At 61.2% G+C, this 26,114-nt stretch carries 22 protein-coding genes and 1 pseudogene; 18 read left to right on the top strand and 5 right to left on the bottom strand.

Annotated features, from left to right (window positions below):
- The 6 genes and pseudogenes from K289_RS0126330 to K289_RS0126305 all read left to right on the top strand — a co-directional run.
- Positions 1-454 (top strand): annotated as a pseudogene (locus K289_RS0126330) (branched-chain amino acid ABC transporter permease); the annotation flags it as partial.
- A gap of 45 nt (positions 455-499) precedes the next feature.
- The gene (locus K289_RS0126325) at positions 500-1,726 is read left to right on the top strand and encodes an ABC transporter substrate-binding protein (protein WP_027554273.1); all 1,227 of its coding nucleotides are present in this window, start codon (positions 500-502) and stop codon (positions 1,724-1,726) included.
- A 438-nt stretch (positions 1,727-2,164) separates the two neighbouring features.
- Positions 2,165-3,112, top strand: coding sequence for a PDR/VanB family oxidoreductase (locus tag K289_RS0126320; protein WP_027554272.1), 948 nt, complete (start codon positions 2,165-2,167; stop codon positions 3,110-3,112).
- Positions 3,113-3,131: 19 nt separating this feature from the next.
- Complete coding sequence (locus K289_RS0126315; RefSeq protein WP_051310821.1) at positions 3,132-4,355, top strand: cytochrome P450; 1,224 nt, start codon at positions 3,132-3,134, stop codon at positions 4,353-4,355.
- Between the two features lie 491 nt (positions 4,356-4,846).
- Positions 4,847-6,076, top strand: coding sequence for an ABC transporter substrate-binding protein (locus K289_RS0126310; protein ID WP_027554270.1), 1,230 nt, complete (start codon positions 4,847-4,849; stop codon positions 6,074-6,076).
- 81 nt (positions 6,077-6,157) lie between these two features.
- The gene (locus K289_RS0126305; protein WP_198024770.1) at positions 6,158-6,931 is read left to right on the top strand and encodes an SDR family NAD(P)-dependent oxidoreductase; all 774 of its coding nucleotides are present in this window, start codon (positions 6,158-6,160) and stop codon (positions 6,929-6,931) included.
- Between the two features lie 263 nt (positions 6,932-7,194).
- On the opposite strand, the gene K289_RS52415 is transcribed toward K289_RS0126305, so the two are convergent.
- Both K289_RS52415 and K289_RS52410 read right to left on the bottom strand, forming a co-directional pair.
- Complete coding sequence (locus K289_RS52415; RefSeq protein WP_245284001.1) at positions 7,195-7,629, bottom strand: IclR family transcriptional regulator C-terminal domain-containing protein; 435 nt, start codon at positions 7,627-7,629, stop codon at positions 7,195-7,197.
- The gene (locus K289_RS52410; RefSeq protein WP_245284000.1) at positions 7,551-7,907 is read right to left on the bottom strand and encodes a helix-turn-helix domain-containing protein; all 357 of its coding nucleotides are present in this window, start codon (positions 7,905-7,907) and stop codon (positions 7,551-7,553) included. The genes K289_RS52415 and K289_RS52410 overlap by 79 nt, the downstream gene beginning before the upstream one ends.
- A 196-nt stretch (positions 7,908-8,103) precedes the next feature.
- Between K289_RS52410 and leuC the strand changes: the two genes are divergently transcribed.
- From leuC to K289_RS0126280, 4 genes are all read left to right on the top strand, one after another.
- Positions 8,104-9,513, top strand: coding sequence for a 3-isopropylmalate dehydratase large subunit (leuC, locus tag K289_RS0126295; RefSeq protein ID WP_027554268.1), 1,410 nt, complete (start codon positions 8,104-8,106; stop codon positions 9,511-9,513).
- Positions 9,510-10,151 (top strand): 3-isopropylmalate dehydratase small subunit, encoded by a 642-nt coding sequence (gene leuD / locus K289_RS0126290; protein WP_027554267.1) that lies wholly within the window; start codon positions 9,510-9,512, stop codon positions 10,149-10,151. The genes leuC and leuD overlap by 4 nt, the downstream gene beginning before the upstream one ends.
- Entirely contained in the window at positions 10,148-11,260 is a 1,113-nt protein-coding gene (gene leuB, locus K289_RS0126285) for a 3-isopropylmalate dehydrogenase (protein ID WP_027554266.1), read from the top strand. Before leuD ends, leuB begins: the two co-directional genes overlap by 4 nt.
- Positions 11,261-11,374: 114 nt before the next feature.
- Positions 11,375-13,027 carry a thiamine pyrophosphate-binding protein gene (locus K289_RS0126280; RefSeq protein WP_063614184.1) on the top strand — a complete coding sequence of 551 codons (1,653 nt, stop codon included), beginning with the start codon at positions 11,375-11,377 and terminating at the stop codon, positions 13,025-13,027.
- A gap of 177 nt (positions 13,028-13,204) precedes the next feature.
- Here K289_RS0126280 and K289_RS0126275 read toward each other — a convergent pair whose 3' ends face one another.
- Entirely contained in the window at positions 13,205-13,516 is a 312-nt protein-coding gene (locus K289_RS0126275; RefSeq protein ID WP_027554264.1) for a hypothetical protein, read from the bottom strand.
- A gap of 144 nt (positions 13,517-13,660) precedes the next feature.
- Here K289_RS0126275 and K289_RS0126270 point away from each other — a divergent pair, with 144 nt between their 5' ends.
- From K289_RS0126270 to K289_RS0126250, 5 genes are all read left to right on the top strand, one after another.
- Positions 13,661-14,341, top strand: coding sequence for a TetR/AcrR family transcriptional regulator (locus K289_RS0126270; protein WP_035685796.1), 681 nt, complete (start codon positions 13,661-13,663; stop codon positions 14,339-14,341).
- Between the two features lie 287 nt (positions 14,342-14,628).
- Positions 14,629-16,128, top strand: coding sequence for an efflux transporter outer membrane subunit (locus K289_RS0126265; protein WP_035685793.1), 1,500 nt, complete (start codon positions 14,629-14,631; stop codon positions 16,126-16,128).
- Positions 16,125-17,240, top strand: coding sequence for an efflux RND transporter periplasmic adaptor subunit (locus tag K289_RS0126260; protein WP_027554261.1), 1,116 nt, complete (start codon positions 16,125-16,127; stop codon positions 17,238-17,240). The genes K289_RS0126265 and K289_RS0126260 overlap by 4 nt, the downstream gene beginning before the upstream one ends.
- 27 nt (positions 17,241-17,267) lie before the next feature.
- Positions 17,268-20,324 carry an efflux RND transporter permease subunit gene (locus K289_RS0126255; RefSeq protein WP_027554260.1) on the top strand — a complete coding sequence of 1,019 codons (3,057 nt, stop codon included), beginning with the start codon at positions 17,268-17,270 and terminating at the stop codon, positions 20,322-20,324.
- A gap of 89 nt (positions 20,325-20,413) precedes the next feature.
- Positions 20,414-20,668: a response regulator gene (locus K289_RS0126250; protein WP_027554259.1), complete on the top strand. Its 255-nt coding sequence runs from the start codon at positions 20,414-20,416 to the stop codon at positions 20,666-20,668.
- Here the strand turns inward: K289_RS0126250 and K289_RS0126245 are convergent.
- Complete coding sequence (locus tag K289_RS0126245; protein ID WP_027554258.1) at positions 20,645-20,830, bottom strand: hypothetical protein; 186 nt, start codon at positions 20,828-20,830, stop codon at positions 20,645-20,647. The genes K289_RS0126250 and K289_RS0126245 overlap by 24 nt on opposite strands.
- Before the next feature lie 295 nt (positions 20,831-21,125).
- Positions 21,126-21,911 (bottom strand): helix-turn-helix domain-containing protein, encoded by a 786-nt coding sequence (locus K289_RS0126240; RefSeq protein ID WP_027554257.1) that lies wholly within the window; start codon positions 21,909-21,911, stop codon positions 21,126-21,128.
- A gap of 116 nt (positions 21,912-22,027) precedes the next feature.
- Between K289_RS0126240 and K289_RS0126235 the strand changes: the two genes are divergently transcribed.
- From K289_RS0126235 to K289_RS0126225, 3 genes are read left to right on the top strand one after another with little or no spacing between them, the layout of a single operon-like run.
- Positions 22,028-23,248 carry an ABC transporter substrate-binding protein gene (locus K289_RS0126235; RefSeq protein WP_027554256.1) on the top strand — a complete coding sequence of 407 codons (1,221 nt, stop codon included), beginning with the start codon at positions 22,028-22,030 and terminating at the stop codon, positions 23,246-23,248.
- A 53-nt stretch (positions 23,249-23,301) separates the two neighbouring features.
- On the top strand, positions 23,302-24,252 hold the full coding sequence (locus K289_RS0126230) for a 3-carboxyethylcatechol 2,3-dioxygenase (RefSeq protein WP_027554255.1): 951 nt from the start codon (positions 23,302-23,304) through the stop codon (positions 24,250-24,252).
- 45 nt (positions 24,253-24,297) lie between these two features.
- Positions 24,298-26,109 carry an FAD-dependent monooxygenase gene (locus K289_RS0126225; protein ID WP_027554254.1) on the top strand — a complete coding sequence of 604 codons (1,812 nt, stop codon included), beginning with the start codon at positions 24,298-24,300 and terminating at the stop codon, positions 26,107-26,109.
- Positions 26,110-26,114: the final 5 nt, after the last annotated feature.

Here is a 26,114-nt window from a genome sequence, read left to right as displayed (position 1 = left end):
CACGCTGGTCGTCACGCTGGCGATCTACCTGTTCTCGGTGAACCTGTTGCGCTCCCGCTCGGGCCGCGCCTTCATGGCGATCCGCGACAACGAGATCGCCGCCTCCGCGATGGGCGTCAACGTCGCGCTCTACAAGACGCTCGCCTTCGGCGTCTCCGCCGGCATCACCGGCGTCGCCGGCGGCCTCAGCGCGATCGCGGTGCAGTTCGTGGCACCGGACAGCTTCACCATCACGCTCGCCATCCAGCTGTTCCTCGGCATGGTCGTCGGCGGCGTCGGCTGGCTGCCAGGCTCGATCGTCGGCGCTGCCTTCATCATCTTCGTGCCGAACCTCGCCGAGGGCATCTCCAAGGGCCTCTCCGGCGCGGTGTTCGGCGTGTTTCTGTTCCTCGTCATCTACCTCGTGCCGCATGGCGCAAGGCAGATCGCGATCGCCGGCAAGAGCGAATCGTGAAGAACAACAAAGCAGACGCAAACCCCAAGTAAGGAGCCAAGAGAAATGATTGCAAAGACACTACGGCCCGCCCTTCTCGCGGTGGCGATCACCGTATTCGCCTCGGGTGCAGCAGTCGCCCAAAAGAAGTATGACGCCGGGGCAACCGATACTGAGATCAGAATCGGCAATACATCGCCCTATAGCGGTCCTGCATCGTCTTACGGCGTGATCGGGAAAACGGAAGAATCGTTCTTCAAGATGATCAACGACAAGGGCGGTATCAATGGTCGGAAGATCAAGTTCATCAGCTATGACGATGGCTACTCGCCGCCCAAGACCGTTGAACAGGTTCGCAAACTCGTCGAGAGTGACGAAGTGCTACTCCTATTTAGCTCGATAGGCACTCCAACGAATTCGGCAGTCCAGAAATATCTCAATACCAAGAAGGTACCCCAACTCTTCGTCGCAAGTGGCGCAAAGAAGTGGGACGACCCAAATAACTTCCCCTGGACCATGGGCTTTCTATTGGATTTCCAGACCGAGGCCCAAATCTATGCAAAGTGGCTGATGAAGGAGAAGCCGGACGCCAAGATCGGAATTCTCTATCAGAACGATGATTTCGGAAAGGAATACTTGAGGGGCGTCAAGGACGGACTCGGTGCCAAGGCCTCGTCCATGATCATGATAGAGGAAAGCTATGAGGTGTCCGAGCCATCGATCGACTCGCACATTATCAAGCTCAAGGCCGCCAATCCCGACGTGCTGATGATTTTCGCAACGATCAAATCCGGCGCGCAAGCCATCAAGAGAACGGCTGAGCTCGGCTGGAAGCCGCTCCAGATCATCAATAACGGAGCATCTTTCGTCAGCAGCGTCATGAAGCCGGCGGGCTTCGAGAATGCGCAGGGCGTGCTATCCGCGGCCTACGCCAAGGACGGCGCCGATCCGCAATGGAACGACGATCCGGGAATGAAACGGGTGTACGAGTTCCTAGACAAGTACATGCCGGGCGCCGACAAGACCGATGGCGGCATCATCCACGGTTACGGGGTATCTCAGACGCTGGTCAAGGTTCTCGAAATGTGTGGTGACGATCTCACCCGCGCCAATGTCATGAAGCAGGCGGCGAGCCTGAGGGACTATGCACCCGACACCCTGTTGCCCGGCGTGAAGATCAACACGAGCTTGAGCTCTTATGCTCCGATCACTCAGCTACGCATGCAACTTTTCAAGGGCGAGAAATGGGAGCTTTTTGGCGACCTTCTTAGTCGAGACGCTCAACGCGAGTAGTGTGCGTTCTTAGCCAGCGATCCGGGCAGGATCCCTGTGACGCTTTCCAAGACTCGAGTCCGTGCAAACCTGACTGCACGAGCTCGAGTGTTTCAGCTTACGCGGCAGGTCCGGCCGGATCGAGGCATAGACTGGTCGGCTTCATTCGTTCAGACCGGGAAATAGTCAATTGCGCTGTGCGCATTTTTCGGATGACTTCTCAAGACTAAGCTCGGCCCACTTACAAAGAACGAGAACAGGTTGGGAGGATATTGTGTTTCTAGGCGGCGGCGCCGATGCGCGCGCATCGGTGGGCGGAGAGCGTCCCCGCTCGGGACATCCAAGCAAGCCCTTTATCAATGCTCTTCGACGGTTCCTTGCCATCGCTCGCCCCAGCAAGAGCCAAAAATCAAGCGTGTGCGATAGAGCTCGCGACGGGCACCCTTTGGGAGTAGCGCTATGATCGGTAGTCGCTCGGTCTTACGCGTGGAAGAGAAGGAGCTGGTCGCCGAGGGCATCTGTAAACTCCGTTTGGTTGACCCGCGTTGCGTGCGCCTTCCGGACTGGGCTCCCGGCGCACATATCGACCTCAACCTTTCAAATGGCCTGACCCGTCAGTACTCGCTCTGCGGAAATCGCTGGGACGCGATGGCATACGAGATTGCCGTGCTGTTGGAGCCGAACAGTCGCGGGGGATCTGAGTTCATCCACCGGCAGTTGCAGGTCGGCGACCTCGTCCAGATGGGGGGACCACGCAACAATTTCAGGCTCGTCCCCGCGGATCACTATCTCTTCGTCGCCGGGGGAATTGGCATCACGCCATTGCTCCCGATGATCGAGCAGGCAGCTATGATGGAAGTGCCGTGGACCTTGCTCTACGGCGGCCGGCGACTGTCGTCGATGGCATTCCTCGACCGGCTGCGACCGCAGGGTGATCGAGCCGTGATTGCCTCTCGAGAGACGCAAGGCCGCTTTGACCTTGCTGCCGCTGTCTCGAACTTGCCGCCAGGAGCCAAGGTCTATTGCTGTGGGCCGACATCGATGGTCGACGCACTTGAGCAGATTTGCAATGTTCTTCCGCCCGGTTCACTCCGAAGGGAGCGTTTCTTTGCGAAGATACACCCAGGCCCTGTCCGCTCCACCGCATACGAGGTCGAACTTGCGCGCAGCGGGAAAGTGCTGACCGTTGAGCCAGGCGAAAGTGTGCTCGACGTCGTCCTCAAAGCCGGCGCACCACTGCTTGCCTCTTGCCGCGAGGGGCTGTGCGGGACCTGTGAGACCGCGGTTCTCTGCGGAGTTCCCGATCATCGGGACTCGATCCTGAGTGATGCGGAGCGGGAGCGCAACGCGTCGTTCTATCCCTGTGTATCGAGGTCGGCCTCGGACCGGCTCGTCATCGATCTCTGAGCTTCCAAGGAGGACCGAAATGGCGCCACTGAGCCAAGCAATCCCGACCATTGGACGCGATCCGCCCGTCCTTGCCGACGACCCATTCAGCGAAGCGGTGCTGACCAGCCCGTTCGAATTCCAGCAAACGCTCCGTGAGGCGGGACCCGTCGCCTACCTGTCCAGCTACAACGTCTACGCAATGGGCCGCTATGATGAAGTGCGCGCGGCGCTGGTCAACTGGCAGGGGTTCGAATCCGGCAACGGCGTTGGACTGTTCAACCCCCGCAGCGAGACGCCGTACCGTCGTCCGCCCAGCGCGATCCTCGAACTCGATCCCCCGATCCACGATGCACCCCGGCACGCGCTTGAGCAGGTGCTCTGTCCTCGCATGCTGATGGGGTTCAGGGATGGTTGGGCGCGCACTGCGGAGATCATGGTCGACCAACTTCTGAAGCGCGAGGTGATAGACGCGGTATCCGACCTCGCGGAGGCGTTCCCCTTGAAGGTATTCCCCGAAGCGATGGGCATACCGGAGGAGGGGCGCGAGAACTTGCTGGTCTATTCGGACCACAACTTCAACTCATTCGGACCCAACAACGCGCTCGTCGAGAAGGGCAGGAAGGCCTTCACTGACTTGGTCGGGTGGATGAGTAAGCAGGGCACCCGCGAGTCGCTCCGTCCCGACGGTCTAGGGGCCCGCATATGGGCGAAGACCGATGAGGGTGATCTCACGACGGCACAGGCGGGGGGAGTCATCAGGTCTCTGCTCATCGCTGGACTGGACACGACCGTGCATGCGCTTGGCGCAATCATCGATGCATTTTTGTCCGCGCCGGAGCAATGGCAGCTCCTGCGCGCGGAGCCCACGCGTGCGCGTGTGGCGTTCGATGAAGCCATTCGCTGGGCATCGCCGGTCCAGACATTCTTCCGCACGGCCACCCGTGACGTTGTTGTCGCCGACACGAAGATACCCGAAGGTGAAAAGATACTGATGTTCCTCGGCGCGGCGAACCGGGATCCGCGACGCTGGAACAATCCTGACCACTTCGATCTGAATCGCGACCCGTCAGGCCACGTCGGGTTCGGAATGGGAATTCATCATTGCGTCGGGCAGCATGTTGCACGACTGGAAGCGGAGGTCATGCTGCACGAACTCGCGCGACGGGTTGCTCGCATCGAACCCGCAGGTGAGGCGAAGCCGCATCTGAACAACACATTGAGGGGATGGAAGACGCTGCCCGTGCGCTTTGTCGCTGCATGAAGGGCCGTGTGGCAATACGCCGATCGCACGGAACTGACGCGGGGGCGGCCTGACGCCGCGATTGGGAATTCGCCATCGACTTGTGACCCCTTCCTCCCGGAGCACCTGCGGCGGGTAGTCGGCTTCGGGCCGCTGCCCGCCGCTTTTTGTTTAAGTGTCGACGTAGCTTAGGCAGCGCGGAGCACGGAAAGAGTCGTAAGTGGTCTCGTCTACGAGCTTGAGGGCACCACCCCGCTCGCCGAGAGAGCGCGAGGCGCCGTTGCTGGCCCGGCCACCGATCGCGATGATCTCGACGAAGCAGAACAGGAACCCATCATCAAGGGCGCGTCGGCGGGCCGGTCGGCTTGGCAGTCCCTCCCGATCTTAATCACAAATGTGATGTTTGGCTTGTTGCTATGCGAGGGCAGTAGGAAATTGCTCCGCAAGCACTAAGGTCTGGTTCACCCTTCAGCTTTGATTGCCCTTACTAGAACATGCGGGAGCAAAGACGGATGACTCTTATCTCGCGAATGGCGCGCGTAGCGTCCGTGTCGGTGGCCTTGATGATCTCCGCGACGTCTGTTAGCGCGCAAAAGAAATACGACACCGGTGCGACGGACGCCGAAATCAAGATCGGCAACATCATGCCCTATTCCGGAGCGGCGTCGGTCGCCGGCGTCATCGGTCGGGCCGAAGCGGCATACTTCGCAATGATCAATGAAGCTGGCGGGATCGGTGGCCGCAAGATCAATTTTATCAGCTACGACGATGCTTATAGTCCGCCGAAAGCCGTGGAGCAGGCGCGGAAGCTCATTGAAGGGGACGAGGTCCTGTTCCTGTTCTCGCCGTTTGGCACACCCTCGAACGCGGCCATACAGAAATACCTTAACGCGAAGAAAGTCCCGCAGTTATTCGTATTCTCAGGTGCTTCGAGATTTGCCGACCCTCAGAATTTTCCCTGGACCACGATGGGTTGGTTGCCCACATATCGGCTTGAGGCGAGCATCCACGCCAAGTACCTTCTGATAGAGAAGCCGCAAGCCAAGATCGGCGTACTCTACCAGAATGATGACGGCGGTAAGGACTATCTCAAGGGCTTGAAGGAGGCTCTTGGCGACAAGGCCAGTTCCATGATCGTGGCGGAAGAGAGCTTCGATGTCGCTGAGCCCACGATCGATACCCATATCGCAAAGCTCAAGGCGTCCGGCGCAGACACGTTGATTGACTTGGCGTCGCCGAAATTTGCCGCCCAGGCCATCAAGAGGATTGCAGCCTTCGATTGGCGGCCCTTGCATATTATCGCAAGCTTCTCCAGGTCGTTGGGTGGCGTGATCAAGCCGGCAGGACTTGAGAACGCTCAGGGCATCGTCTCGGGAACCATTGCAAAGGATCCCGAGGACAAGCGTTGGGATGACGATCCTGGCATGAAGGCCTACAATGAATTCCTGACGAAGGCGTTCCCAGAGGGCGACAGGCGGGATTCCAACACCTTGATCGGCTATGGCCTGGCGCAAATGCTGATCCAGGTGCTGAAGCAGTGCGGTGACGACCTCACGCGTGAAAACGTGATGAGGCAGGCGACGAACCTGAAGGAGTTTCGCAGCGAGGTGCTGTTGCCGGGTATAAAAATGAACACCTCGCCCACCAACTACACGCCTGTCAGTCAGATGCAAATGACGCGCCTCAACGGGGAAGGATGGGAGCCGGTCGGCGACATCATTTCTGGCGACGCCCAAAGGTAGTCTGGGGAGAAGCGCATGGGCGTGACTGCATCAGAGTCAAGGGGAAGTCGAGGTCCTTGCGCCGGCCGGCTGAAGGATAAGGTGGCTTTGATCACCGGTGCGGGCGCCGGAATTGGTCAAATGGTGTCGCTTCTGTTCGCCGAGGCCGGTGCCAGGGTGTTCGGGAGCGATCTCAACCCGGCGGGGCTGGACGAGACGGCGCGCCTGGCGTCGGACCGAGGCCTGTCAATCGATGTCGCGACAGTCGACGCCTCATCCGAGGAGCAAACTAAAGGATGGGTCGCGGAGGCGGTGCGCAAGTGCGCTCGTGTGGATGTACTCTACAACAATGCAGCCAGCGTGCGGATGGCGCCGTTCTCGGAAATGACGGCACGGCAGTGGCAGGATACGCTGCGCCTCGAACTGGACGTCGTCTTCTTCCCCACCAAGGCGGCTTGGCCTCATATGGTCGCGCAACAAGGTGGTTCGATCATCAATATTGCGTCGGTTGCCGGAATGCTTGGTGGCGAGGGGACCGGTGCTTCCGCGCATGCGGCCGGCAAGGGCGGTGTGATCGCGCTGACAAGGCAACTCGCCACGGAAGGCGCGCCGCATTGGATCCGGGTGAACTCCATCGCGCCCGGCCCCATCCTGACGGAGACGCTCCGGCCGCGCTATGAAACCGACGCCCGCCTTCGCGCCCAATTCAATGACACGCCGGCCCTCGCACGGACCGGATACGCGATCGACGTCGCCTATGCGGGATTGTTTCTTGCATCGGACGAAGCCTTGTACATCACGGGAGTGAACTTGCCGGTCGACGGGGGCAAAACCTGCAAGAGCGGCCCCATGGTGAACCGGTCGGCCGAGGTGTGAAGCAGCCAATTGTCGTCCAGAGGCGGGACTGCGCCTTGCCATTGCCGCGAAATGGCGTCACTTCGCGAGCGAAGACTGGGTCACGTCTGATGCTGGCGTTTTGGTACGTCGGCTGCGATATCGGATCGATTCTCACTCTGCCGCGGCCACCGACATTCGGCCGCTCTCGAGCTCCGCCGTCAGCCTGGCACAAGGCGAAGGGGACGGTCGGGATCAACCATTACATATGTGATTGGTCGGCGAGATGGGTTGGCGCGCAGCGCCTAGGATATGTTCCCGAGCCAGCGCCGCATGGCGTCGATGATTTGAAGTCGCTTGGGCTCGATGCGCTCGATCGGACCACCGACACCGATCGCAAGCAAGCTGTGCCTGCCCAATGGCGGAACGAGCATGCCTATCGTGCTGACGCCCGGAGTCGTGAGTCCCTTGGTCTCCGAATAGCCGCGCTGGCGGATGGCTTCGACCTCCTGCATAAAGGCCGTTTCGCGGAAGTTCGGTGAGACCTTTGGGGCTTCCGCGTTGTTGCGTCGCACGATCGCGCGGATTTCGCTGTTGGACTTGCAGCTCAGAAGAACCTGTCCGAGCGCAGTGCGGGACATCGGCCGGACTTCTCCCGCATTCACCATGAACTGGATGGCATGCATTCCGGGTAAGACGTGAAGGTATTGCATCGCCGCACCGACCTGTTGCCCGAGCATGATGGTTTCTCCGGTACGGGCCTGAAGCATGTCCATGACACGGGTGATGCGCGTGTCACCGAAACGCGCGTTCTGGATCCAGTCTCCCAGCAATGCGACGCGATAGCTGGGCAGAAATCGCCGAGTCTCGCTTCGTATTCAAGGTAATTCAGTGAGACGAGGGTCTTCAGCAGCACAGAGGTACTGGACTGCGGCATTGAGAGCGCGGAGGCGAGTTCTGCCGCCGAAGCAGAGGCCTTGGTCCGCCGGAAGTGCTCCAGCAGCGCAAGTGTGCGCATCGCGGATTTGATCGGTGCAGTGTGAGGTTTGAGCGGTCGCGGCACTTCTGGAAAACGTCTGGTTCGAGTTTAACATTACATATGTGATCTTCGCGCTCTTGCCCTGTCAACGGGTATGAAGCCGCCTGACATGCACTAAGTTGAGCCCGGTTGATCTGGCGATGACATCGTGGGTCAGATCCGCATGGGAGCAAAGATGCCCGGTCGTACTATGTTTCAGAAGATATGGGACGATCACGTTGTCGCCGATCTCGGGGACGATGTCTTTCTGTTGCACATCGATCGTCACATTCTTCACGACCTTGGAGGACCGGGAGGAATACTGAGTGTCGAACAACGTGGCCTGCGCATCCGCAATCCCGAGCTGACCTTCGCAACCGCTGACCATGCCATTTCCAGCGCCCGAGGGCGCGCCTGCACCTCAGAAGTCGGAATCCGTCTTCTGGAGGCCCTACGCTCGGGTACGCGATCGGCCGGCATACGTCTCTTCGATGTCGGTGAAGTCGGGCAGGGGATCGTCCATGTCATTGGGCCCGAGCTGGGGCTGACGCAGCCAGGCGCGCTGCTCGTTTGCGGCGACAGCCACACCTGCACGCATGGCGGGATCGGCGCCATGGCGTTCGGAATCGGGACGACGGAGCTCACTCATGTGCTTGCCACCCAAACGCTGGTGCAGTCGCGGCCTAGAACGATGCGCGTCCGCCTCGAGGGCAACACGGCTGTTGGCGTGACGGCGAAGGATGTGATCCTGCATCTGATTGGAACGATCGGTGTCGGCGGAGGCTCCGGCTACGCCGTGGAGTACGCTGGCAGTGCCATCCGACACATGGGGATCGAAGAGCGCTTGACGGTTTGCAATCTGTCGATCGAGCTGGGGGCCAAGATCGGCATGGTCGCACCCGATGAAAAGACGTTCGCCTATCTGAAGGGACGCAAATTCTCACCCGCCGAAGAACTCTGGGATCGTGCGACCACTTATTGGCGAACTCTCCCCTCGGATGATGAGGCAGAGTTTGATCGCGAGGTGGAGATCCAAGTTGGCAACGTCGCGCCACATGTGACCTGGGGCACCAGCCCGGAACAGGTGCTGCCAGTTGACGGCATGATTCCCGACTTGGCTGCCTTGCCGGATGTCGGCAAGCGCGAGGCTGCCGTCGCGGCGCTGAACTACATGGGGCTTGAGCCCGGCAAGCCGATCATCGGTACGCCTGTCGACTGGGTGTTCATTGGTTCCTGCGCCAACAGCCGTATTTCCGACCTGCGATCGGCTGCCGAGGTAGTGCGCGGGCGTAAGGTGGCATCGAGCGTGCGGGCCTGGGTTGTGCCCGGCTCGGAATCTGTCAAGCGTCAGGCGGAAGCCGAAGGTCTCGACGGCGTCTTCAAGGATGCGGGCTTCGAATGGCGCGAGCCCGGGTGCTCGATGTGTCTTGCGGCCAACGGCGAGACAGTTCCAGCCGGCCAGCGTTCGATCTCGACCTCAAACCGCAACTTTCTGGGTCGTCAAGGGCCGGGGGCGCGCACTCATCTTGCAAGCCCGGCAATGGCGGCTGCGGCTGCCATTGCTGGCCATATTGCCGACGTCCGGAAGCTTAAGGAATTGACATGAAGCCCTTTGGCGTACTGACCGCCCCCGCAGCCCCGTTTCTCCATGACAATATCGACACCGACATCATCATTCGGATCGAGAGGCTCGTCGGATTGATGGGGCACGCGGACTTGGGGCGTTGGTGTTTCGAACTTCTTCGTTATTTGCCCGACGGTTCTGAGAATCAAGATTTTATTCTCAATCAGGAGCCCTATCGCAAATCGGAAGTCCTGCTGGCGGGTGCAAATTTCGGCTGCGGATCTTCGCGTGAGGGGGCCGTATGGGCGCTGATGGGAATGGGTCTGAAGGCCGTGCTGGCGCCGAGCTTTGGCCAGATCTTCTATAACAACTGCTTCCAGAACGGCATGCTGCCGGTTGTGCTGACCCGCGCGTCAATTGAAGAGATTATCTGCGAACTGAAGCCGGACACTGCAACGACCTCGGTGACGGTCGATCTTGAGCGCCAACTCGTGGTTTCTCCAAGCGGCAGGGAATACTCGTTCGAGACGCCCCCCTTGCGACGGCAGGCTCTGCTCGAAGGGCTCGAGACGGACGACCTCAGTCACACTCTCAAACGCGAAGCAGCTATAGCGGCTTATCAGGCGCGCGATCGCCAGCGCCGGCCGTGGATCTACGAATCTGTGGAGGTGCAGTCGTGACACGTTCTGACAATCGGAGCATTGCAGTCGTCGGCGGAGACGGAGTAGGACCGGAAGTGACCGCGCAGGGTCGGCGCATCCTGGCGCTGGTCGCCGAAAAGCGCTCGCTTGGGGTCAAACTGACCGATGGGGACTACGGCATCGAGGCCTATGAAAAGCGCGGCCGGATGTGGCCCGAGCCGACACGCGTTGCCATGGCCGAAGCCGACGCCGTTCTGTTTGGTGCAATCGGCGGCACATCCTATCCCTTACCCTCCGAGTTACATAAGACGGACAGCTTGCTTGCGGTGCGTCGCAGCCTCGGCGTCTTCGTCAATCTGCGGCCGATCCGAACTTTGCCTGCGCTCTACGAGGCGTCGTCGCTAAAACCGCGTGTGCTTGAAGGCGTTGACTTGATTATCGTGCGCGAGCTTCTTGGTGGCATCTATTTTGGTGAACCGCGAGGTGTCGAAACGCTTCCGGGCGGCGAACGGCGCGGCGTCAACACCCATGTTTACACGTCTTCGCAAATTCAGCGTATTGCGCGCTTTGCATTCGATATTTCGCGTACGCGAAAGGGACGAGTGTGCTCCGTTGCGAAGGAAAACGTGATGGAGGCCGGCCAGCTCTGGCGTGAAGAAGTTCAGGCGATCCACGACGCTCAATACCCCGATGTGGAGTTGACCCATATGCTCGTCGACAATTGCGCGATGCAATTGGTGCGAGCGCCTGCACAGTTCGACGTGCTCCTCACCGACAACCTGTTTGGCGATATTCTCTCGGATTCTGCCGCAATGATCACCGGCTCTTTGGGAATGCTGCCATCGGCCTCGCTCGGGGGCGTTCGCGAGGGCGGACGGCGCGGAGCCCTCTATGAGCCGGTGCATGGCAGCGCTCCGGACATCGCAGGCAGGGGCCTGGCAAACCCGATCGGATCGATCCTGAGTGTCGCCATGATGCTTCGCTTCTCGCTCGGCATGCCGCAAGAAGCGGATCTGGTCGAACGCGCCGTTTCCGAGGCGCTTGAATCCGGTGCGCGCACGATCGACATAGCAATCGGCAGCAACCATATCTCGACGGTAGAGATGGGGGATGCCGTGGCATCAAAGTTGGCATCACTCTTGAACTGATCATAAACCGAAGGCCGCGCGCGTGAATTTGGTGGATCGTGCCGTTCTGTCTCTCAAGCAATGGCTACAGCGAGTGGCCTGAGCTGGTGACGTTGGAGACGACGGGATAAAGAGGTGGCTGAGTTGAAAAATAAACTGGTCAAGGGGCACTCCGCTCTTGCGAAGGCACTTATCGACAATGGCGTGGATACGATCTTCGGTCTGATAGGCGACGCCAACTTATTTTTTGTCGACAGTTTTATCCGGGAGCACGGTGGCCACTACATCGCGGCTACCAACGAGGCGAACGCCGCCTCGATGGCGATTGGGTATGCGAATGCCTCGGGGAGGATTGGGGTCGCAACTGTTACTCATGGTCCAGGGCTCACTAATGTCTGTACTACTTTGGTAGAGGCAGTGAAGGGCCGCGTTCCAATCGTCGTGATGTGTGGCGACACAGCAGCTGAGGATCGTGAAAATATTCAAGATATACCCCAGCGCGATATCATAGTTGCGACGGGCGCTGGCTTCGAGCAGCTTCGCTCGGCGAGGACTATGGCGCACGACCTATCAATAGCATTGCGACGGGCGATGGTTGAGCGTCGTCCGATTGTCCTCAACATGCCCCTTGATATGCAGCAATTTGACGTCACTTACAGTCCTGTTCGCTTCAAAGTCTCAGAAAAGCGCGGCCTCGTTCCAGCCAGCTCTGACCTTGACAACGCAATTGGCATAATCGCTGCCTCAAAAAGGCCGATCGTCTTGGCAGGCCATGGGGCATCCAGCTCTGAGGCTAGATTGGCCATTCTGCGTCTTGCCGAGCGGACGGGGGCCCTACTAGCCACATCACTCAAGGGCAAGGACTTATTCCGGGATCAAGATTATAATATTGGTCTCTTTGGCACGTTGAGTACACCTGTTGCCGTCGACCTAATCATGGAAGCAGACTGCATCATCGCTTTTGGGGCGAGTCTTAACAAATATACGACATCACGCGGTGCGTTCCTGAAGGGCAAGCGTGTCATTCAGGTTTGTGATGAGCAAGCGGAGGTCGGCAATTACGCCTCCCCTGACGCGGGACTGGTCGGTGACACGGCTCTCGTAGCCGAGACCATATTACACTGGTTGGATGAGGCGGAGATTCCTAGTTCTGGTTTCCGCAATGAGGACATAAAGCGTAGGCTGCGGAATTATTCGCGTGGGGAGAAGTTAGGCAACTACAAGGGCTCCGACGGTACAATCGACATCACCAACGCTCTCTTGGAGCTTAACAACCTCCTTCCCGAGGACCGCTTTCTCGTGACGGATGTTGGCCGGTTTGCCCTTTCTGTGTTTCGATTGATTGACGCGCCAAACGTTCACTCGTTCATGCTTCCAAGTCACTTTGGAGCGGTTGGTCTAGGGATGTCGCAGGCAATCGGTGTAGCGAAGGCCGTGCAGAGCAGGCCTGTGGTTCTGTTTTCGGGCGACGGCGGATTCATGCTAGGGGGAATGGCCGAGTTCAATACTGCCGTTCGATACAAACTCGATTTGATCGTCGTGGTTTGCAATGATGGAAGCTATGGAGCAGAGCACATCCAGTTTCGCGCGAAGGACTTGGATCCCAGTCTGTCGATTTTCGATTGGCCGGATTTTGCCTCGGTAGCGAACGTGCTTGGCGGGAAGGGGCTGACGGTAAGGACCGAAAACGATCTGCTGGCTGTAGCCGAGGCAATTAAGACAAGAGATAAGCCGCTCCTAATTGACCTCAAGCTCGACCCGGATCGTCAGCCGCCAGCTGGTCACTAAGACCGATGATCGTCAAAGGCTGTATCTTGTCCACCGGCCCTCGTCCAGTTGAACGTCGTGCGGAATAGCGTCGCGGGAAAAGCCGGCGTGCCGAGATGCACCAGTAGAACTTAGCGATAGCGGTTATCTGGAGACCGGATCGGTGACCCCGGCGATCAAGAGAAGGGGGGCGTCCGCTCATGTCTTATACAGATTGTACAGTCTGGACTCGAAGCTCGCCTCCGCCACCCTGAACCAGGTCACGATGTCCTCGCGAAATTTCAGCCATTCGCCGTAGATCTTGCGCAGTTCGGGATTCTTCTCAGCTTCTTCGGCGTAGAGCGAGAAGACCGCGCAGTATCCGCCCTCCATGATCTCGCGTGAAAACAGCCTGAGCTCGGTGCCGTTCGCGATCGGAAGCTGCCCACGGTCATGCAGGCGACGGACGCCGCAAGACCGCGCTGTTGCTGGCCGAACGCTCTGCGTGAGCGTGACGGCAACGGGACGCAATTTATCGTCGCAGGGGCATTCAATGTATCTGTACCATTCGGTACTATTTACTTCCGCCGGCTTCGTCGCTAGATGCCTTTGTGCAGGCAGGGATCTTTCGTGCTCATAGTGCCCTAGCCGAGCGAATGTAATCGAGGTGAGGGAATGGAGAAAGTCACAAGGGTGAAGGCTCCCCAGCGCGCCGGCCGTCCCCGCAAGGAGCTCGCTGCTGAGGTCGACGAGCGGATCCTTCATGCCGCGCGCGAGCTGTTCCTGGCGCGCGGGCTCGCCGGCGTCAGTGTCGCGGAGATCGCGAGCCTTGCTCATGCCAGCAAGGGAACGATCTACACGCGCTTCCCCACCAAGGAGGCTCTGTTCGCTGCGATCGCGATCCGTAACTCGGAAATAGTGCGGCAGGGATACGAGAACGCGTCATCGCTGGGCGATACAATCGAGGAGCGCCTTACGGCTCTGGCGAGCGAGATACTCAAGCACGTGCTCGCCGCCGACAGCATCGATTTCATGCGACTGGCCGCTGCCGAAGCGCGCCGCTTTCCCGATCTTGCCAAGGTTGGGCGCATGATGCGCGAGCGCGGCACCCATCACGCTGCCACCATCTTGCGCGATGTGACCCAATCGACGCAGGACAGACTGTATGCCGCCTTCGCGCCGGAACGTCTGACCAGAACCGCCCAATTCTTCCTCGATCTCGTGGTCGCGCCGCTGCTGCTGCGGGCGGTGATGGGCGAAGATCCCAAGTCGCTGAGACCGCAGATTCGCACGCATGTAGCGGAGAGCGTTTCGTTCTTCCTGACAGCCTGTCGGAGCGGCGAGGCCGTTCGGTAGCCAGCGGCACTGCTCGTCGTCGTCGAACGCCATATTTCTCCACACCCGAAGCCGCGGAATGATCCTCCGCATCGATGCGGCGTGGGCGCCGTCCGGAGCGGCGTTCTGCGCGTCTCACGTTTCGATCCAGGAATAGAACTTCACAGTACGGTTATTTGACGGGTCGAATCGTTGACGCTATTGGTACCGAACCGTACGGTTCTATTGCTGGACTGAAAAAGAGTAGCATATTGAGAAGACTGGGGAATTTCGTGGGGTGGCGGGGCGAACGCTGCATTTGTGCGTCGATGGTTAAGCGCGCGAGTCTTTCGGTCAGCGTCGCCGTGCCGGCTTTTCTACTCGCCTCTTGTGCGGTCGGGCCGAATTTCGTCGCGCCCGACGCTCCGGCCGCAAATCGCTACACGCGTGAACCTCAACTCGCCTCGACAGAGAGCACCAGGACGCCAGGTGGCAATTCGCAATCCTTCTCGCCCGGAAGCGACGTCTCGGGCGTCTGGTGGACACTCTTCCGCTCGCGGAAGTTGACGGGATTCGTCGACGAAGCGGTTCGCAACCATCCGGACATCCAATCCGCAGAATTCGCCCTGCGAGCCGCCCGCGAGACCGGGCTCGCCGAGCAGGGAGCCTTGTTTCCGCAAGTGAGCGGAACTGGCTCAGCGGCGCGCGAGCAGGGCCCGCTCTATAAGCTCTTCAATACGTCGGTCAGCGTGTCATATGCGCTCGATCTCTGGGGCGGCACGCGCCGGCAGGTCGAAGCGCTCGAGGCGCAGGCTGACTACCAGGCGTTCAAGCTGGAGGCGACCTATTTGGCGCTGACCGCCAACGTCATCACGGCCGCGATCACCGACGCCTCGCTGCGCGACCAGATCTCCGCGACCGAGGACATCGTCAAGGCCGAGACGGATCAGCTCGAGCGCATCCAGCACCAGTTCGAGATCGGCGCCGTCTCCAAGTCCGACGAGCTGGCACAGGAGTCGACCCTCGCCCAGGCCAGGGCGACGCTGCCTCCGCTCCAAAAACAATTGGCGCAGCAGCGCAATCAACTGATGGCCTATCTCGGGCGGTTGCCGAGCGAAGACCGCGGCGAGCATGTAACCCTTGCCGAGCTGCGCCTGCCGGGTCGGCTGCCGGTGACCTTGCCGTCGGAGCTGGTCCGGCAGCGACCGGACATCCGTCAGGCCGAGGCGACGCTGCACCAGGCGACCGCGACCGTCGGCGTCGGTGTCGCAAATCTTCTCCCGCAGGTCACGCTGTCGGGCAGCTACGGCGCAAGCGGGACGGGCAAGCTGTTTTCGCCGGGCACCGTCGCCTGGGATGCGACGTCCTCCATCACGCAGAAGCTGATCGACGGCGGTACGCTCTATCACACCAAGGAGGCCGATGTTGCGCTCTTCGAGCAGAACATGGCGGCCTACAAGAGCACGGTGATGTCGGCTTTCCAGAACGTCGCGGATTCGCTGCGCGCGATCCAGTACGACGCGGCGACACTGAAGGCGCAGGCCGAGGCCGAGAAGGCCGCATCGGACAGCCTGTCCATGTCGATCGAGCAGTTTAAGACCGGTGCGGTTCCCTACGCCAACGTCATCACCGCCCAGCAATCCTATCTCAATGCGCGCATCGCGCGCATCAAAGCGCAAGCCGCGCGCTTCGCGGACACCGCGGCGCTGTTCCAGGCGCTCGGCGGCGGGTGGTGGAACAGGGCCGATCTGACGGCCGATGCCTCGCCCCGCGTCAATCTCGGCTATTTCGCCGGCCCCAACCGTTCAACCCAGGAAGCGGTGCGATGACCAAGCGCATGACGATCATGCTGGCCGTGATGGCCGTTCTGTTCGGCGGCCTCTATGGCTTCCAGACCTTCAAGGACATGATGATCCGGAAGGCGATCGGTGCCATGGCGAATCCGCCGCAGACCGTCTCCACCGTGGTTGCGTCAACCGCGCCGTGGCGATCGACGCTTTCTTCGATCGGCTCGTTGCGTGCCGTGAACGGCGCTGATCTGGCGCTGCAGGCTTCCGGGATCGTGCAGCGCATCCAGTTCAGCTCCGGAGACGAGGTGGCGGAGGGGCAGCCTCTGCTCCAACTGGTGGCGACCGACGACGTCGCCAAATTGCAGTCGCTGCAGGCCACCGCCGAGAACTACGCGATCGTGCTCAAGCGCGACGAGGAGCAGATCAAATTCAACGCGGTCAGCCAGGCCACGCTCGACAGCGACCGAGCCAATCTGAAGAACGCCAGGGCTCTGGTTGAGCAGCAGAAGGCGATCGTCGAGCAGAAAACACTCAGGGCGCCGTTCGCCGGCAGGCTCGGAATCCGAGCCGTCGACATCGGCCAGTTCCTGAGCGCTGGCACCACCATCGTCACCTTGCAGAGCCTCGATCCGATCTACGTTGATTTCTACCTTCCCCAGCAGGCGCTGGCGTCGATCAACATCGGGCAGGATGTCACCGCGACGGTCGATGCCTTTCCCGGCGAACGCTTCACCGGCCGTGTCTCGGCGATCAACGCCAAGGTCGATAGCGGCAGCCGCAACATTCAGGTCCGCGCGACGATCGCAAACAATCCTGCGCGATTGCTGCCGGGCATGTTCGCCAAGGCCGAGATCGACACCGGCAAGCCCGAAGACATCGTCACCGTTCCGCTCACCGCGATCGTCAACAACGCCTACGGCGACCTCGTCTATGTCGTCGACAATTTGCATGACGGGCAGGGCGCTGCGCGGCAGATGTTCGTCAAGACCCGGCCGGCAAAGGGCGACCGCATCGCCGTCACCGACGGGATCAAGTCCGGCGAGAGCGTGGTGATCGCGGGCCAGATCAAGCTTCGTAACGGCAGCCCGGTCAGGATCGACAATTCCCACGTGCCGCTCGCCGAGGCGGCGCCGACCGTCGTCGACCAGTAAACGACGCGCGAGCCAAGAGCAGATACGATGCGTTTCACGGACATCTTCATCCGCCGCCCGGTGCTGGCCATCGTGGTCAGCGCGCTGATCCTCGTCCTTGGATTGCGGTCAATGACCTCGTTGTCGATCCTGCAATATCCGCGCACCCAGAACGCCATCGTCACGGTGACGACGGCCTATGCCGGCGCGAATTCCGATATCATCGCCGGCTTCATCACGACGCCGCTGGAGAATGCCATCGCCCAGGCGAACGGCATCGACTACATGAATTCCAGCAGCATCACCGGCACCAGCACCATCACGGTGAACCTGCGGCTGAACTACGACTCCGGCAAGGCGATGACGGAGATCAATGCCAAGGTCAACTCGGTCCTCAACCAGCTTCCGACCGGCTCCCAGCAGCCGACGCTGACCCTCAAGGTCGGCCAGACCATCGACGCGATGTACGTCGGGTTCGCGAGCGACGTACTGGCTCCCAACCAGATTACGGACTATCTCACGCGCGTGGTGCAGCCGCGTCTACAGGCCGTGCCGGGCGTGCAGACCGCGCAGCTGCTCGGCGGCAAGAAGTTCGCGCTGCGTGCCTGGCTCGATGCCGACAAGCTCGCCGGCTATGGGCTGACGGCCAGCGATGTCTCTACCGCGCTGTCAGGCAACGACTACATCGCCGGTCTCGGTTCGACGCGGGGGCGCCTTGTCCAGGTCGACCTGTCGGCCACGACCAACCTTCATTCGCTGGAGCAGTACCGCAACCTCGTCGTCAAGCAGGTGAACGGCGCCATCATCCGCCTGAAGGACGTCGCGAACGTCACGCTCGGCAACGACGACTACGACAGCTCGGCGAAGTTCAACGGCAAGACCGCCGTCTACCTCGGCATCCAGGTCGCGCCGACCGCCAACCTGCTCGACGTCATCAAGGGTGTGAAGGCCGTCCTTCCGGACATCAACGCCAACCTGCCGAACGGCATCGTCAGCGAAATTCTCTACGACTCGACCGAGTTCGTGAACAGCTCGATAGACGAGGTCGTCCACTCGCTGGTCGAGGCGGTCGTCATCGTGACCATCGTCGTCTTTCTGTTCCTCGGCTCCTGGCGGTCGGTCCTGATCCCGGTGATCGCGATTCCGCTGTCGCTGATCGGCACCTTCGCCCTGATGCTGCTGATGGGCTTTTCGATCAACCTGCTGACACTGCTGGCTCTGGTGCTGGCGATCGGGCTCGTGGTCGACGATGCCATCATCGTGGTCGAGAGCGTGCATCGCCTGATCGACCAGGGGGAGACGCCGGTCGAGGCGGCGATCCAGTCGGCGCGGGCGCTCGGCAGCCCTATCCTCGCGATGACCGTGGTCCTGATCGCGGTGTACGTCCCGGTCGGCTTCCAGGGCGGGCTCACCGGCGCCTTGTTCACCGAGTTCGCCTTCACGCTGGCGGGCGCGGTCACCGTGTCGGCGGTCATTGCACTGACGCTGTCCCCGATGAACTGTGCCTGGCTCCTGCGACGGACCGAGCGGGATGCCACAAATTGGGAGGCGCGCCTGGTGCGCAGGATCGACCATGTGCTGGAATGGCTGACCGCCGCCTATCGCCACCGGCTCGAATCCGTCTTCGCCACCAAATCCGTGGTGATGGTTTTTGCGTTGCTGCTGCTCGCCGGGATTCCCTGGCTCTATGCGAATTCCCAGAGCGAGCTTGCGCCGGACGAAGATCAGGGCGTGGTGCTGACGCTGACCAATTCGGCGCCCTCGGCAACGGCCGAGCAGCGCCTGTTCTATGGCCAGCAGCTCTACGATCTCATAGCCAAGCGGCCCGAGACCAGCGTGGTCTTCCAGATCGACACGCCCTCGCAGGCGATCGGCGGCTGGGTGCTCAAGCCTTGGGACAAGCGGACTGCGACGACCAAGACGCTACAGCCCGAATTGCAGGGCCTGCTCAACGGCATTGCCGGCACGCGCTCGGTGGCCTTCCAGCCGTCGCCGCTGCCGGGCAGCAACGGTCTGCCGATCCAGTTCGTGATCGGCACGACCGGTTCGTTCAACGAGCTGGACGAGGTCGCCCGGAACTTCATGGCCGAGGCGCTCAAGACTGGACAGTTCATCTTCCTGGACAACGACCTCAAGATCGACAAGCCGAAGAGCACCGTGGTGTTCGACCGTGACAAAGCCGGCGACCTTGGACTGAAGATGAGCGATCTCGGCGGCGCGCTGGCAGCCATGCTGGGCGGGAACTACGTCGAGTATTTCAGCCTCGACGGCCGCTCCTACAAGGTAATTCCGCAGGTCCGCCAGAACGACCGCCTGACGACCGAGCAACTCCTGAGCTATCAGATCCGCACCAGCAACAACACGATGGTGCCGCTGGCGACGGTTGCCCATCTCGACAACAAGACCGTTCCGCAGGCGCTCAACCATTTCCAGCAGATCAACGCCGCGACCATTTCTGGCGTGGCCATGCCCGGGGTCGCGATGGGGGATGCGCTGGCGACCTTGAAGAGCCTCGCAAAATCCCTTCCGGCCGGCTACTCGGTCGACTTCGCAGGCGCCTCCCGGCAGCTCGAGCTGGAATCGGGTGGCTTCATCGCCACGTTCCTGTTCGCGCTGATCATCATCTATCTTGCGCTTGCCGCTCTCTTCAACAGCTTCGTTGATCCCGTAATCATCCTGATCTCGGTCCCGATGTCGTTCGCCGGCGCGCTGATCTTCATCAGCGTTGGCCTCGGCGGCGCCAGCATCAACATCTACACTCAGGTCGGTCTCGTCACTCTGATGGGTCTCGTCAGCAAGCACGGCATCCTGATGGTCGAGGTGGCGAACGAGCTGCGCGCCGAGGGGAAGAGCCGCTCCGAGGCTATCATCGAGGCTGCGACGATCAGGCTTCGGCCGATCCTGATGACGACGGCTGCCATGGTGCTCGGCGTCCTGCCGTTGGTCACGGCGAGCGGCGCGGGCGCGGTCTCCCGGTACAATATGGGCCTTGTGATCGCCACCGGCCTTTCGATCGGAACGCTGTTCACGCTGTTCGTGGTGCCGGTCGCCTACGCGCTCATTGCACATCGTGGCGAGGCAAGCGTGGCCCGACATACGAAGTGAGTTTGCGGCGTGGTCTCCGGGCGCGGCTGCTTCGGTCTGGTGCCGGCGAGGTCGGCAAGCTTTCCGGTTGCGGTACGAACAGCGAATAGATGATGATCAAGACCATCCTCATCGTAGACGACGATCAGGAAACAGGCAATTTGATCGCGCGCTATCTGCGCGGGCATTCCTTCTCGGTCGGTCTGGCGCCGGATGGCCGCGAGATGGATCGCTATATGGCGCAGAACCGCGTCGACCTGATCGTGCTCGATATCATGCTGCCGGGAGAGGACGGCCTTAGTCTGATTGATGACCTCGTCGATCGAGACCGACGGTCTCGCTCACGTCTTGTAGAGATTGTATAGGCTGGACTCGAAGCTCGCCTCCGCCACCCTGAACCAGGTCACGATGTCCTCGCGAAACTTGAGCCATTCGCCGTAGATCCTGCGGAAGTCGGGATTCTTTTCCGCTTCTTCGGCGTAGAGCGAGAATGCTGCGCGGTAATCCGACTGAATTCGGAAGCACATGCCGCAATCGACTTGGGGCGAACGAACGTCGATTTTGATCAGAAGCAAGCTAGTGAGCCCGCACAAGCGGCGTAGTGACCATGTTCCCCAGAACGCCGCAACGAAGTCGCAACGAATTGGGTGAAACGACCGTGAACAAAACGGGACGGAAACGGCTGTCACATAAAGAAAAATCAATAACTTAGAGAATGCTCACTGCGTTCGGGACGCACGGGACCCCCTACAGTCTGATCGCGACTTGAACCGAATGTGTTGCGCCTCCTTGCAGCCAGCCAAGAATCTCTCGTCTCGCCGTTCAGGCGACTTTCCCGCGAGCTTTGTTTGCAGCAGCCCACCGCCGCTCAATTTCTTTCACTGCCACTTTCATGCTGGGTAGATACTTCTTAGCGGCGGCCTCCGGCGTCATCGACGACGAGAAAAAGATCAGATTGAGGCTTCCGAGCACCGGACCACCGCCCGGGATCGCAAGCGCGATGGCACTGATGCCGGCTTCCGATCCGCCGACCGACGAGGCGTATCCATCTACTTTCGTCTGCAAGAGGATGTCGTTGATGAAACGGCGATCCTTCGCCAGCTCCGCGTCTTCCTCGACGAGCGAGGCGGTTAGCTCCAGCATCTCGCGCCGCAGCGCCGGCGTGGACGCAGTTAGGATGGCTTTTCCGAGCGCGCTGCGCACTAGAGATCTTCTCCGTCCGACCATGGAGCGATGAACGGAGAACGGACTGAAGGGATGTGTGCTCTCCCGTATGAGTACCGACCCGAGCTCGAAGACCCCGAAGTCGCTGGGCCAGGAGACGTCGTCCAACAGGCCGAACATCGCGGGCAGCGCCGCCTGGCTCGATAGGTCGCGCGAAGACACGCCTTCGCTCAAAGTGCGCACTTGGGGCGTCAACGCGAACAGGGCGTTCGTTTCATCCAAGGTCACGTAGCCATCTTCGCGCAACGTATCGAGCAAGCGATAGCAGGTCGTCCGGTTGAGTCCGGTCCTCTTCGCGAGCTGTACGACGTTCGACGGCCCGCTCGCATTGAGCTCGTTTATCAGCGCCAATCCACGGGAAAGCGCCCTGACGTTGCGGTGCATGACGCCCTCCGGACCTGTTCGCAGTGCGAACATTTCACAGACTCCGATGGAATCATAGTTCAATCCGCGGCAATCCATCGCCGGCACGCCCAAACAAGCGGCGACGGGAGGAAACGATGGTTCATTCAAGCTTCTATTTGTCCGCGGCGGTGTGCCTGGCTCTCGCGGCGGCGCCGGCCGCAGCGCAGACCGCCGGCGGCACCCCGAATCTCAGCGGCGGCAAGGTCAAGGTCGGCGTCCTGACCGACATCGCCGGTCCGACGGCCATGGCGAACGGCAAGGGCTCGGTGGTCGCCGCCCAGATGGCCGCCGAAGACTTCGGAGCTGGCCTCAACGTCGAAGTGATCTCGGCCGATCACCAGGGTAAGCCCGATGTCGGCTCGCAGATCGCAGCGCGCTGGTTCGACGTCGAAGGTGTCGATGCGATCGCCGACATGCAGGGATCTCCGATCGGCTTTGCCGTGCAGAACATGGCCGCCCAAAAGAGCAAGATCATGCTGCTGTCCGGTTCGACCTCCTCCGATTTCAGCGGCAAGGCGTGCTCGCCGCTTTCGGTTCAGTGGACCGTCGATACCTACAATTTGGCAAAGGGTGCCGCAAAGTCGGTGATCAAGGCAGGCGGGACGAAGTGGTATTTCCTGACTGTAGATCAGGCCTACGGCCATGCTCTGACGCGCGACACGTCGGAGCAGGTCAAGCTCAACGGCGGCCAGGTGGTGGGCAACTCCGTGTTTCCGCCGAACACCTCGGACTTCGCATCCTTCTTGCTGACCGCGTCGAACGCAGGTGCGAACGTGATCGCGATCGCGGCTTCCAGCGGCGACACCGTGACGGCACTGAAGCAGGCAGACGAATTCGGCTTGAGTGCGCAAGCCAAGATCGTGCCGCTCCAGTCGGTGTTGACGGACGTGCATGCCGTCGGTCTCAAAATCGCACACGATGCCTATGAGGTGTCGCCGTTCTACTGGGACCGCACGCCTGAAACGCGCGCTTGGGCCGAGCGCTTCTACGCCAAGGCCAAGCAGATGCCGACGGGCTTCCACGCCGGCGTCTATTCTTCCGTCGCGCACTACCTGAAGGCCGTCAAGGCGACTGGCACCGACGACGCACCGGCGGTGATGAAGCAGATGGAAAAGGAAAGGGTGCACGACTTCTTCGCGGACGACGGCTACATCCGCGAAGACCGCAAGATGATCCACGACATGTACCTGCTCCAGGTGAAGAAGCCCGGAGAGAACAAGGGCGATTGGGATCTCTACAATGTCGTGCAGACGCTGCCCGGCGAATCCGTCAACCGCCCGCTTTCCGAAAGCCCTTGCCCGCTGGTGAAGAAGTAAGCGCCCGCAGCCACCGTTCGACAACTCAAATCGGCGTTCGAAGGAATCCGGCCATGTCAGTCGCCATCGTCTGCGCTTCCCATACTCCCCTCATGTACAAGGGTCCTGCCAGCAATGAGACCGAGCAACGTGTTCGAACCGCGTTCGAACGTCTCGGAAGCTTTGTGAAGACGTTCGCGCCGGACTACATCGTCCAGTTCGCGCCCGACCACTTCAACGGCTTTTTCTACGACCTAATGCCCTCGTTCTGCGTCGGAGCCGGAGCCGTCTCCCTGGGCGACTGGGGCGGCGGGACGGGGCTGTTGGATGTTCCGGAGAAGACGGCGCTCGACCTCATCGACCACGTGCGGTCGGAGGACTTTGACGTCGCGGTGTCCTACCGCATGCCGGTCGATCACGGCTTCGTCCAGCTGTGGGAGGCGATGCTCGGGGACTTCAAGTCGATCCCGATCTTGCCGATCTTCGTGAACGCCGCTGCGCCCCCTGTGCCAACCTATCGCCGCGCTCGCCAACTCGGTGAATCCGTGGGCCGCTTCGCGATGCGGTCCGGCAAGCGGGTGCTATTCGCCGCGTCCGGTGGACTCTCGCACGATCCACCGCTTCCGTCGATCAAGGATGCGCCGCCCGAAATCCGCGAACGCTTGATCAACGGCCGGAATCCAACCGCGGAAGCCAAGGAAGCCCGCGAGAAGCGCGTGCTCGAGGCGGGTGTTCTCGCCGAGGCGGGCAAGGGGCCGTGCCAGCCGCTCAATCCGAAGTGGGACGCGGAGTTCATGGAGATTCTTCGCAGCGGTCAGATTTGGCGCGCCGACGCGCTCGACACCGGCAAGGTCCGCGAAGACGCGGGGCGCGGCGCCAATGAGGTACTCGCATGGGTCGCCGCCTTCGGTGCCTTCTTGACGGGCGGCCACTTCAAGATGGAGCAGGAGTTCTACGAAGCGATTCCGGGCTGGATCGCGGGCATGGCGATGATGGCGGCCAAACAGGCGGATGGCGCTCGTTGATCGACTAAACCCCGCGCGAATGCGGAAGCATCGCGGAGCAGGCAAATGGCATACGAAACAGACGTTCTCATCATCGGCGCCGGCCCAACGGGCTCGACGACCGCTCTGGCGCTCGCCAACTGCGGCGTTCGCTGTCACATCGTGTCGCGCGGCAACTGGATGGCCGATAGCCCGCGCGCCCACATCACAAACCAGCGCGCCAACGAGGTCTTCCGCGACCTCGGGATCGCGGACGACGTGGCCCGGTACGCGAGTCCCTGGGAGCTCATGGGTGACACGACCTTCACGACCAGCCTGGCCGGATCCGAACTGATCCGGATGCGGACGTGGGGGACCGGCGACGATCGCCGCGGCGATTATCTGCGCGCGAGCCCGTGCGGCATGGTCGACATCATCCAGCCGCTGCTCGAACCCATCCTGTTCCAGAAGGCGGCGGAGAAGGGCGCGACCTTCGCGTTCAACACCGAGTACGTTCGTCATGAGCAGGACGCGGACGGCGTGACGGCCACGCTGCGTGATCGTCTTGACGCGCGAGAGTACACTGTCCGCGCGCGCTACATGGTCGGGGCGGACGGCGCGCGGTCGATGGTGGTGGACCATCTCGGCCTGCCGATCGAAGGCCAGATGGCACGCGCCGGGACCGTCTACACCGTCTTCAACGCCGATCTCTCCAGGTACAGCAAACATCGGCCGGGCATCCTGAACTGGATCGTGACGCCGGATGCGAGCTTCGGCGAGATCGGCATGGGCCTGCTGCGGGCCGTGCATCCGTGGACGCAATGGATCGCCGGTTGGGGCTTCGACATCAGCAAGGGAGAGCCGGACCTCTCGCCGGAAGCGATCATTCCGAAGATCAAGGTGCTGATCGGCGATCCGTCCGTCGACATCGACGTCGTGAGGACCTCGATCTGGTACGTGAACCAGGCCTACGTGACCCAATATTCGAAGGGGCGGGTGCTCTGCGGCGGCGACGCGGTCCACCGGCATCCGCCCTCGAGCGGCTTGGGCAACAACACCTGCGTGCAGGACGGCCACAACCTCGGTTGGAAGCTTGCCTACTCGGTGAAAGGCTGGGCGGGCCCCAGGCTTCTGGAAAGCTACTCGCAGGAGCGGGCACCGGTCGGAAAGCAGATCGTACTGCGGGCGAACCAGTCCCGGCTCGACTACGCCCCGCTGAACGCGTGCTTCCGTGTCCAGGGCGCCGAGAACCCGGTCGCCGCGGGCATCGCCCGCTTCCGTGATCCGGGTCCGGACGGCGTCGCCGCCCGGAAGGCGGCGCAGGCCGCGCTCGATCTGAAGCAGACGGAATTCAATGCCCAGGGCACCGAGATGAACCAGCGGTACGAATCTTCGGCCGTGATTCCGGACGTCGGCGCCGAGCCCGAGAAGTGGCGGCGAGACCGCGGTCTCTACAATCAGCCGACGTCGCGCCCGGGTGCCAAGATCCCGCACGCATGGCTCGTCGATCGTGACGGCTTGCGGGTGTCGACGCTCGACGTGACCGGAAAGGGCCTCTTTACCGTGGTGACGGGCCTCGCCGGCGCCGCGTGGAAGGAAGCGGCTCTGCGCCTCGATCTGCCGTTTGTTCGTGTCGTGGTGACCGGCTCGCCCGAAGCGCAGGACCTCTATTGCGAGTGGCAGCGCGTTCGCGAGATCGAGGAAGCCGGAGCCCTGCTTGTCCGCCCGGATGGCGTGGTCGCCTGGCGCGACATGGAGGGGACGTCCGACGTGAGCCAAGCCTTCGACCGGCTGAGCGCGGCTATTCGGACGGTCCTCGATCTCACGGACCTCTCGGCCATCCCACGCGAGAAACCGCTGTCTCCGCCGAAGCCGAGCGGCACGCCGCTTTTCGCCTGACACAC

It is taken from the genome of Bradyrhizobium sp. Cp5.3, from assembly GCF_000426265.1.
Taxonomy (GTDB): domain Bacteria; phylum Pseudomonadota; class Alphaproteobacteria; order Rhizobiales; family Xanthobacteraceae; genus Bradyrhizobium; species Bradyrhizobium neotropicale.
The sequence above is the reverse complement of the archived record's forward strand: the minus strand, read 5'-3'. Positions and strand labels throughout refer to the sequence as shown.

Bases quoted from the DNA above. Each gene is read 5' to 3' on its own strand.
- K289_RS0126325 (WP_027554273.1), top strand. From the start codon at position 500: ATGATTGCAAAGACACTACGGCCCGCCCTTCTCGCGGTGGCGATCACC.
- K289_RS0126320 (WP_027554272.1), top strand. From the start codon at position 2,165: ATGATCGGTAGTCGCTCGGTCTTACGCGTGGAAGAGAAGGAGCTGGTC.
- K289_RS0126315 (WP_051310821.1), top strand. From the start codon at position 3,132: ATGGCGCCACTGAGCCAAGCAATCCCGACCATTGGACGCGATCCGCCC.
- K289_RS0126310 (WP_027554270.1), top strand. From the start codon at position 4,847: ATGACTCTTATCTCGCGAATGGCGCGCGTAGCGTCCGTGTCGGTGGCC.
- K289_RS52415 (WP_245284001.1), bottom strand. From the start codon at position 7,629: ATGCTCGGGCAACAGGTCGGTGCGGCGATGCAATACCTTCACGTCTTA.
- K289_RS52410 (WP_245284000.1), bottom strand. From the start codon at position 7,907: ATGCGCACACTTGCGCTGCTGGAGCACTTCCGGCGGACCAAGGCCTCT.
- leuC (WP_027554268.1), top strand. From the start codon at position 8,104: ATGCCCGGTCGTACTATGTTTCAGAAGATATGGGACGATCACGTTGTC.
- leuD (WP_027554267.1), top strand. From the start codon at position 9,510: ATGAAGCCCTTTGGCGTACTGACCGCCCCCGCAGCCCCGTTTCTCCAT.
- K289_RS0126270 (WP_035685796.1), top strand. From the start codon at position 13,661: ATGGAGAAAGTCACAAGGGTGAAGGCTCCCCAGCGCGCCGGCCGTCCC.
- K289_RS0126265 (WP_035685793.1), top strand. From the start codon at position 14,629: ATGGTTAAGCGCGCGAGTCTTTCGGTCAGCGTCGCCGTGCCGGCTTTT.
- K289_RS0126260 (WP_027554261.1), top strand. From the start codon at position 16,125: ATGACCAAGCGCATGACGATCATGCTGGCCGTGATGGCCGTTCTGTTC.
- K289_RS0126255 (WP_027554260.1), top strand. From the start codon at position 17,268: ATGCGTTTCACGGACATCTTCATCCGCCGCCCGGTGCTGGCCATCGTG.
- K289_RS0126250 (WP_027554259.1), top strand. From the start codon at position 20,414: ATGATGATCAAGACCATCCTCATCGTAGACGACGATCAGGAAACAGGC.
- K289_RS0126245 (WP_027554258.1), bottom strand. From the start codon at position 20,830: ATGTGCTTCCGAATTCAGTCGGATTACCGCGCAGCATTCTCGCTCTAC.
- K289_RS0126240 (WP_027554257.1), bottom strand. From the start codon at position 21,911: ATGCACCGCAACGTCAGGGCGCTTTCCCGTGGATTGGCGCTGATAAAC.
- K289_RS0126235 (WP_027554256.1), top strand. From the start codon at position 22,028: ATGGTTCATTCAAGCTTCTATTTGTCCGCGGCGGTGTGCCTGGCTCTC.
- K289_RS0126230 (WP_027554255.1), top strand. From the start codon at position 23,302: ATGTCAGTCGCCATCGTCTGCGCTTCCCATACTCCCCTCATGTACAAG.
- K289_RS0126225 (WP_027554254.1), top strand. From the start codon at position 24,298: ATGGCATACGAAACAGACGTTCTCATCATCGGCGCCGGCCCAACGGGC.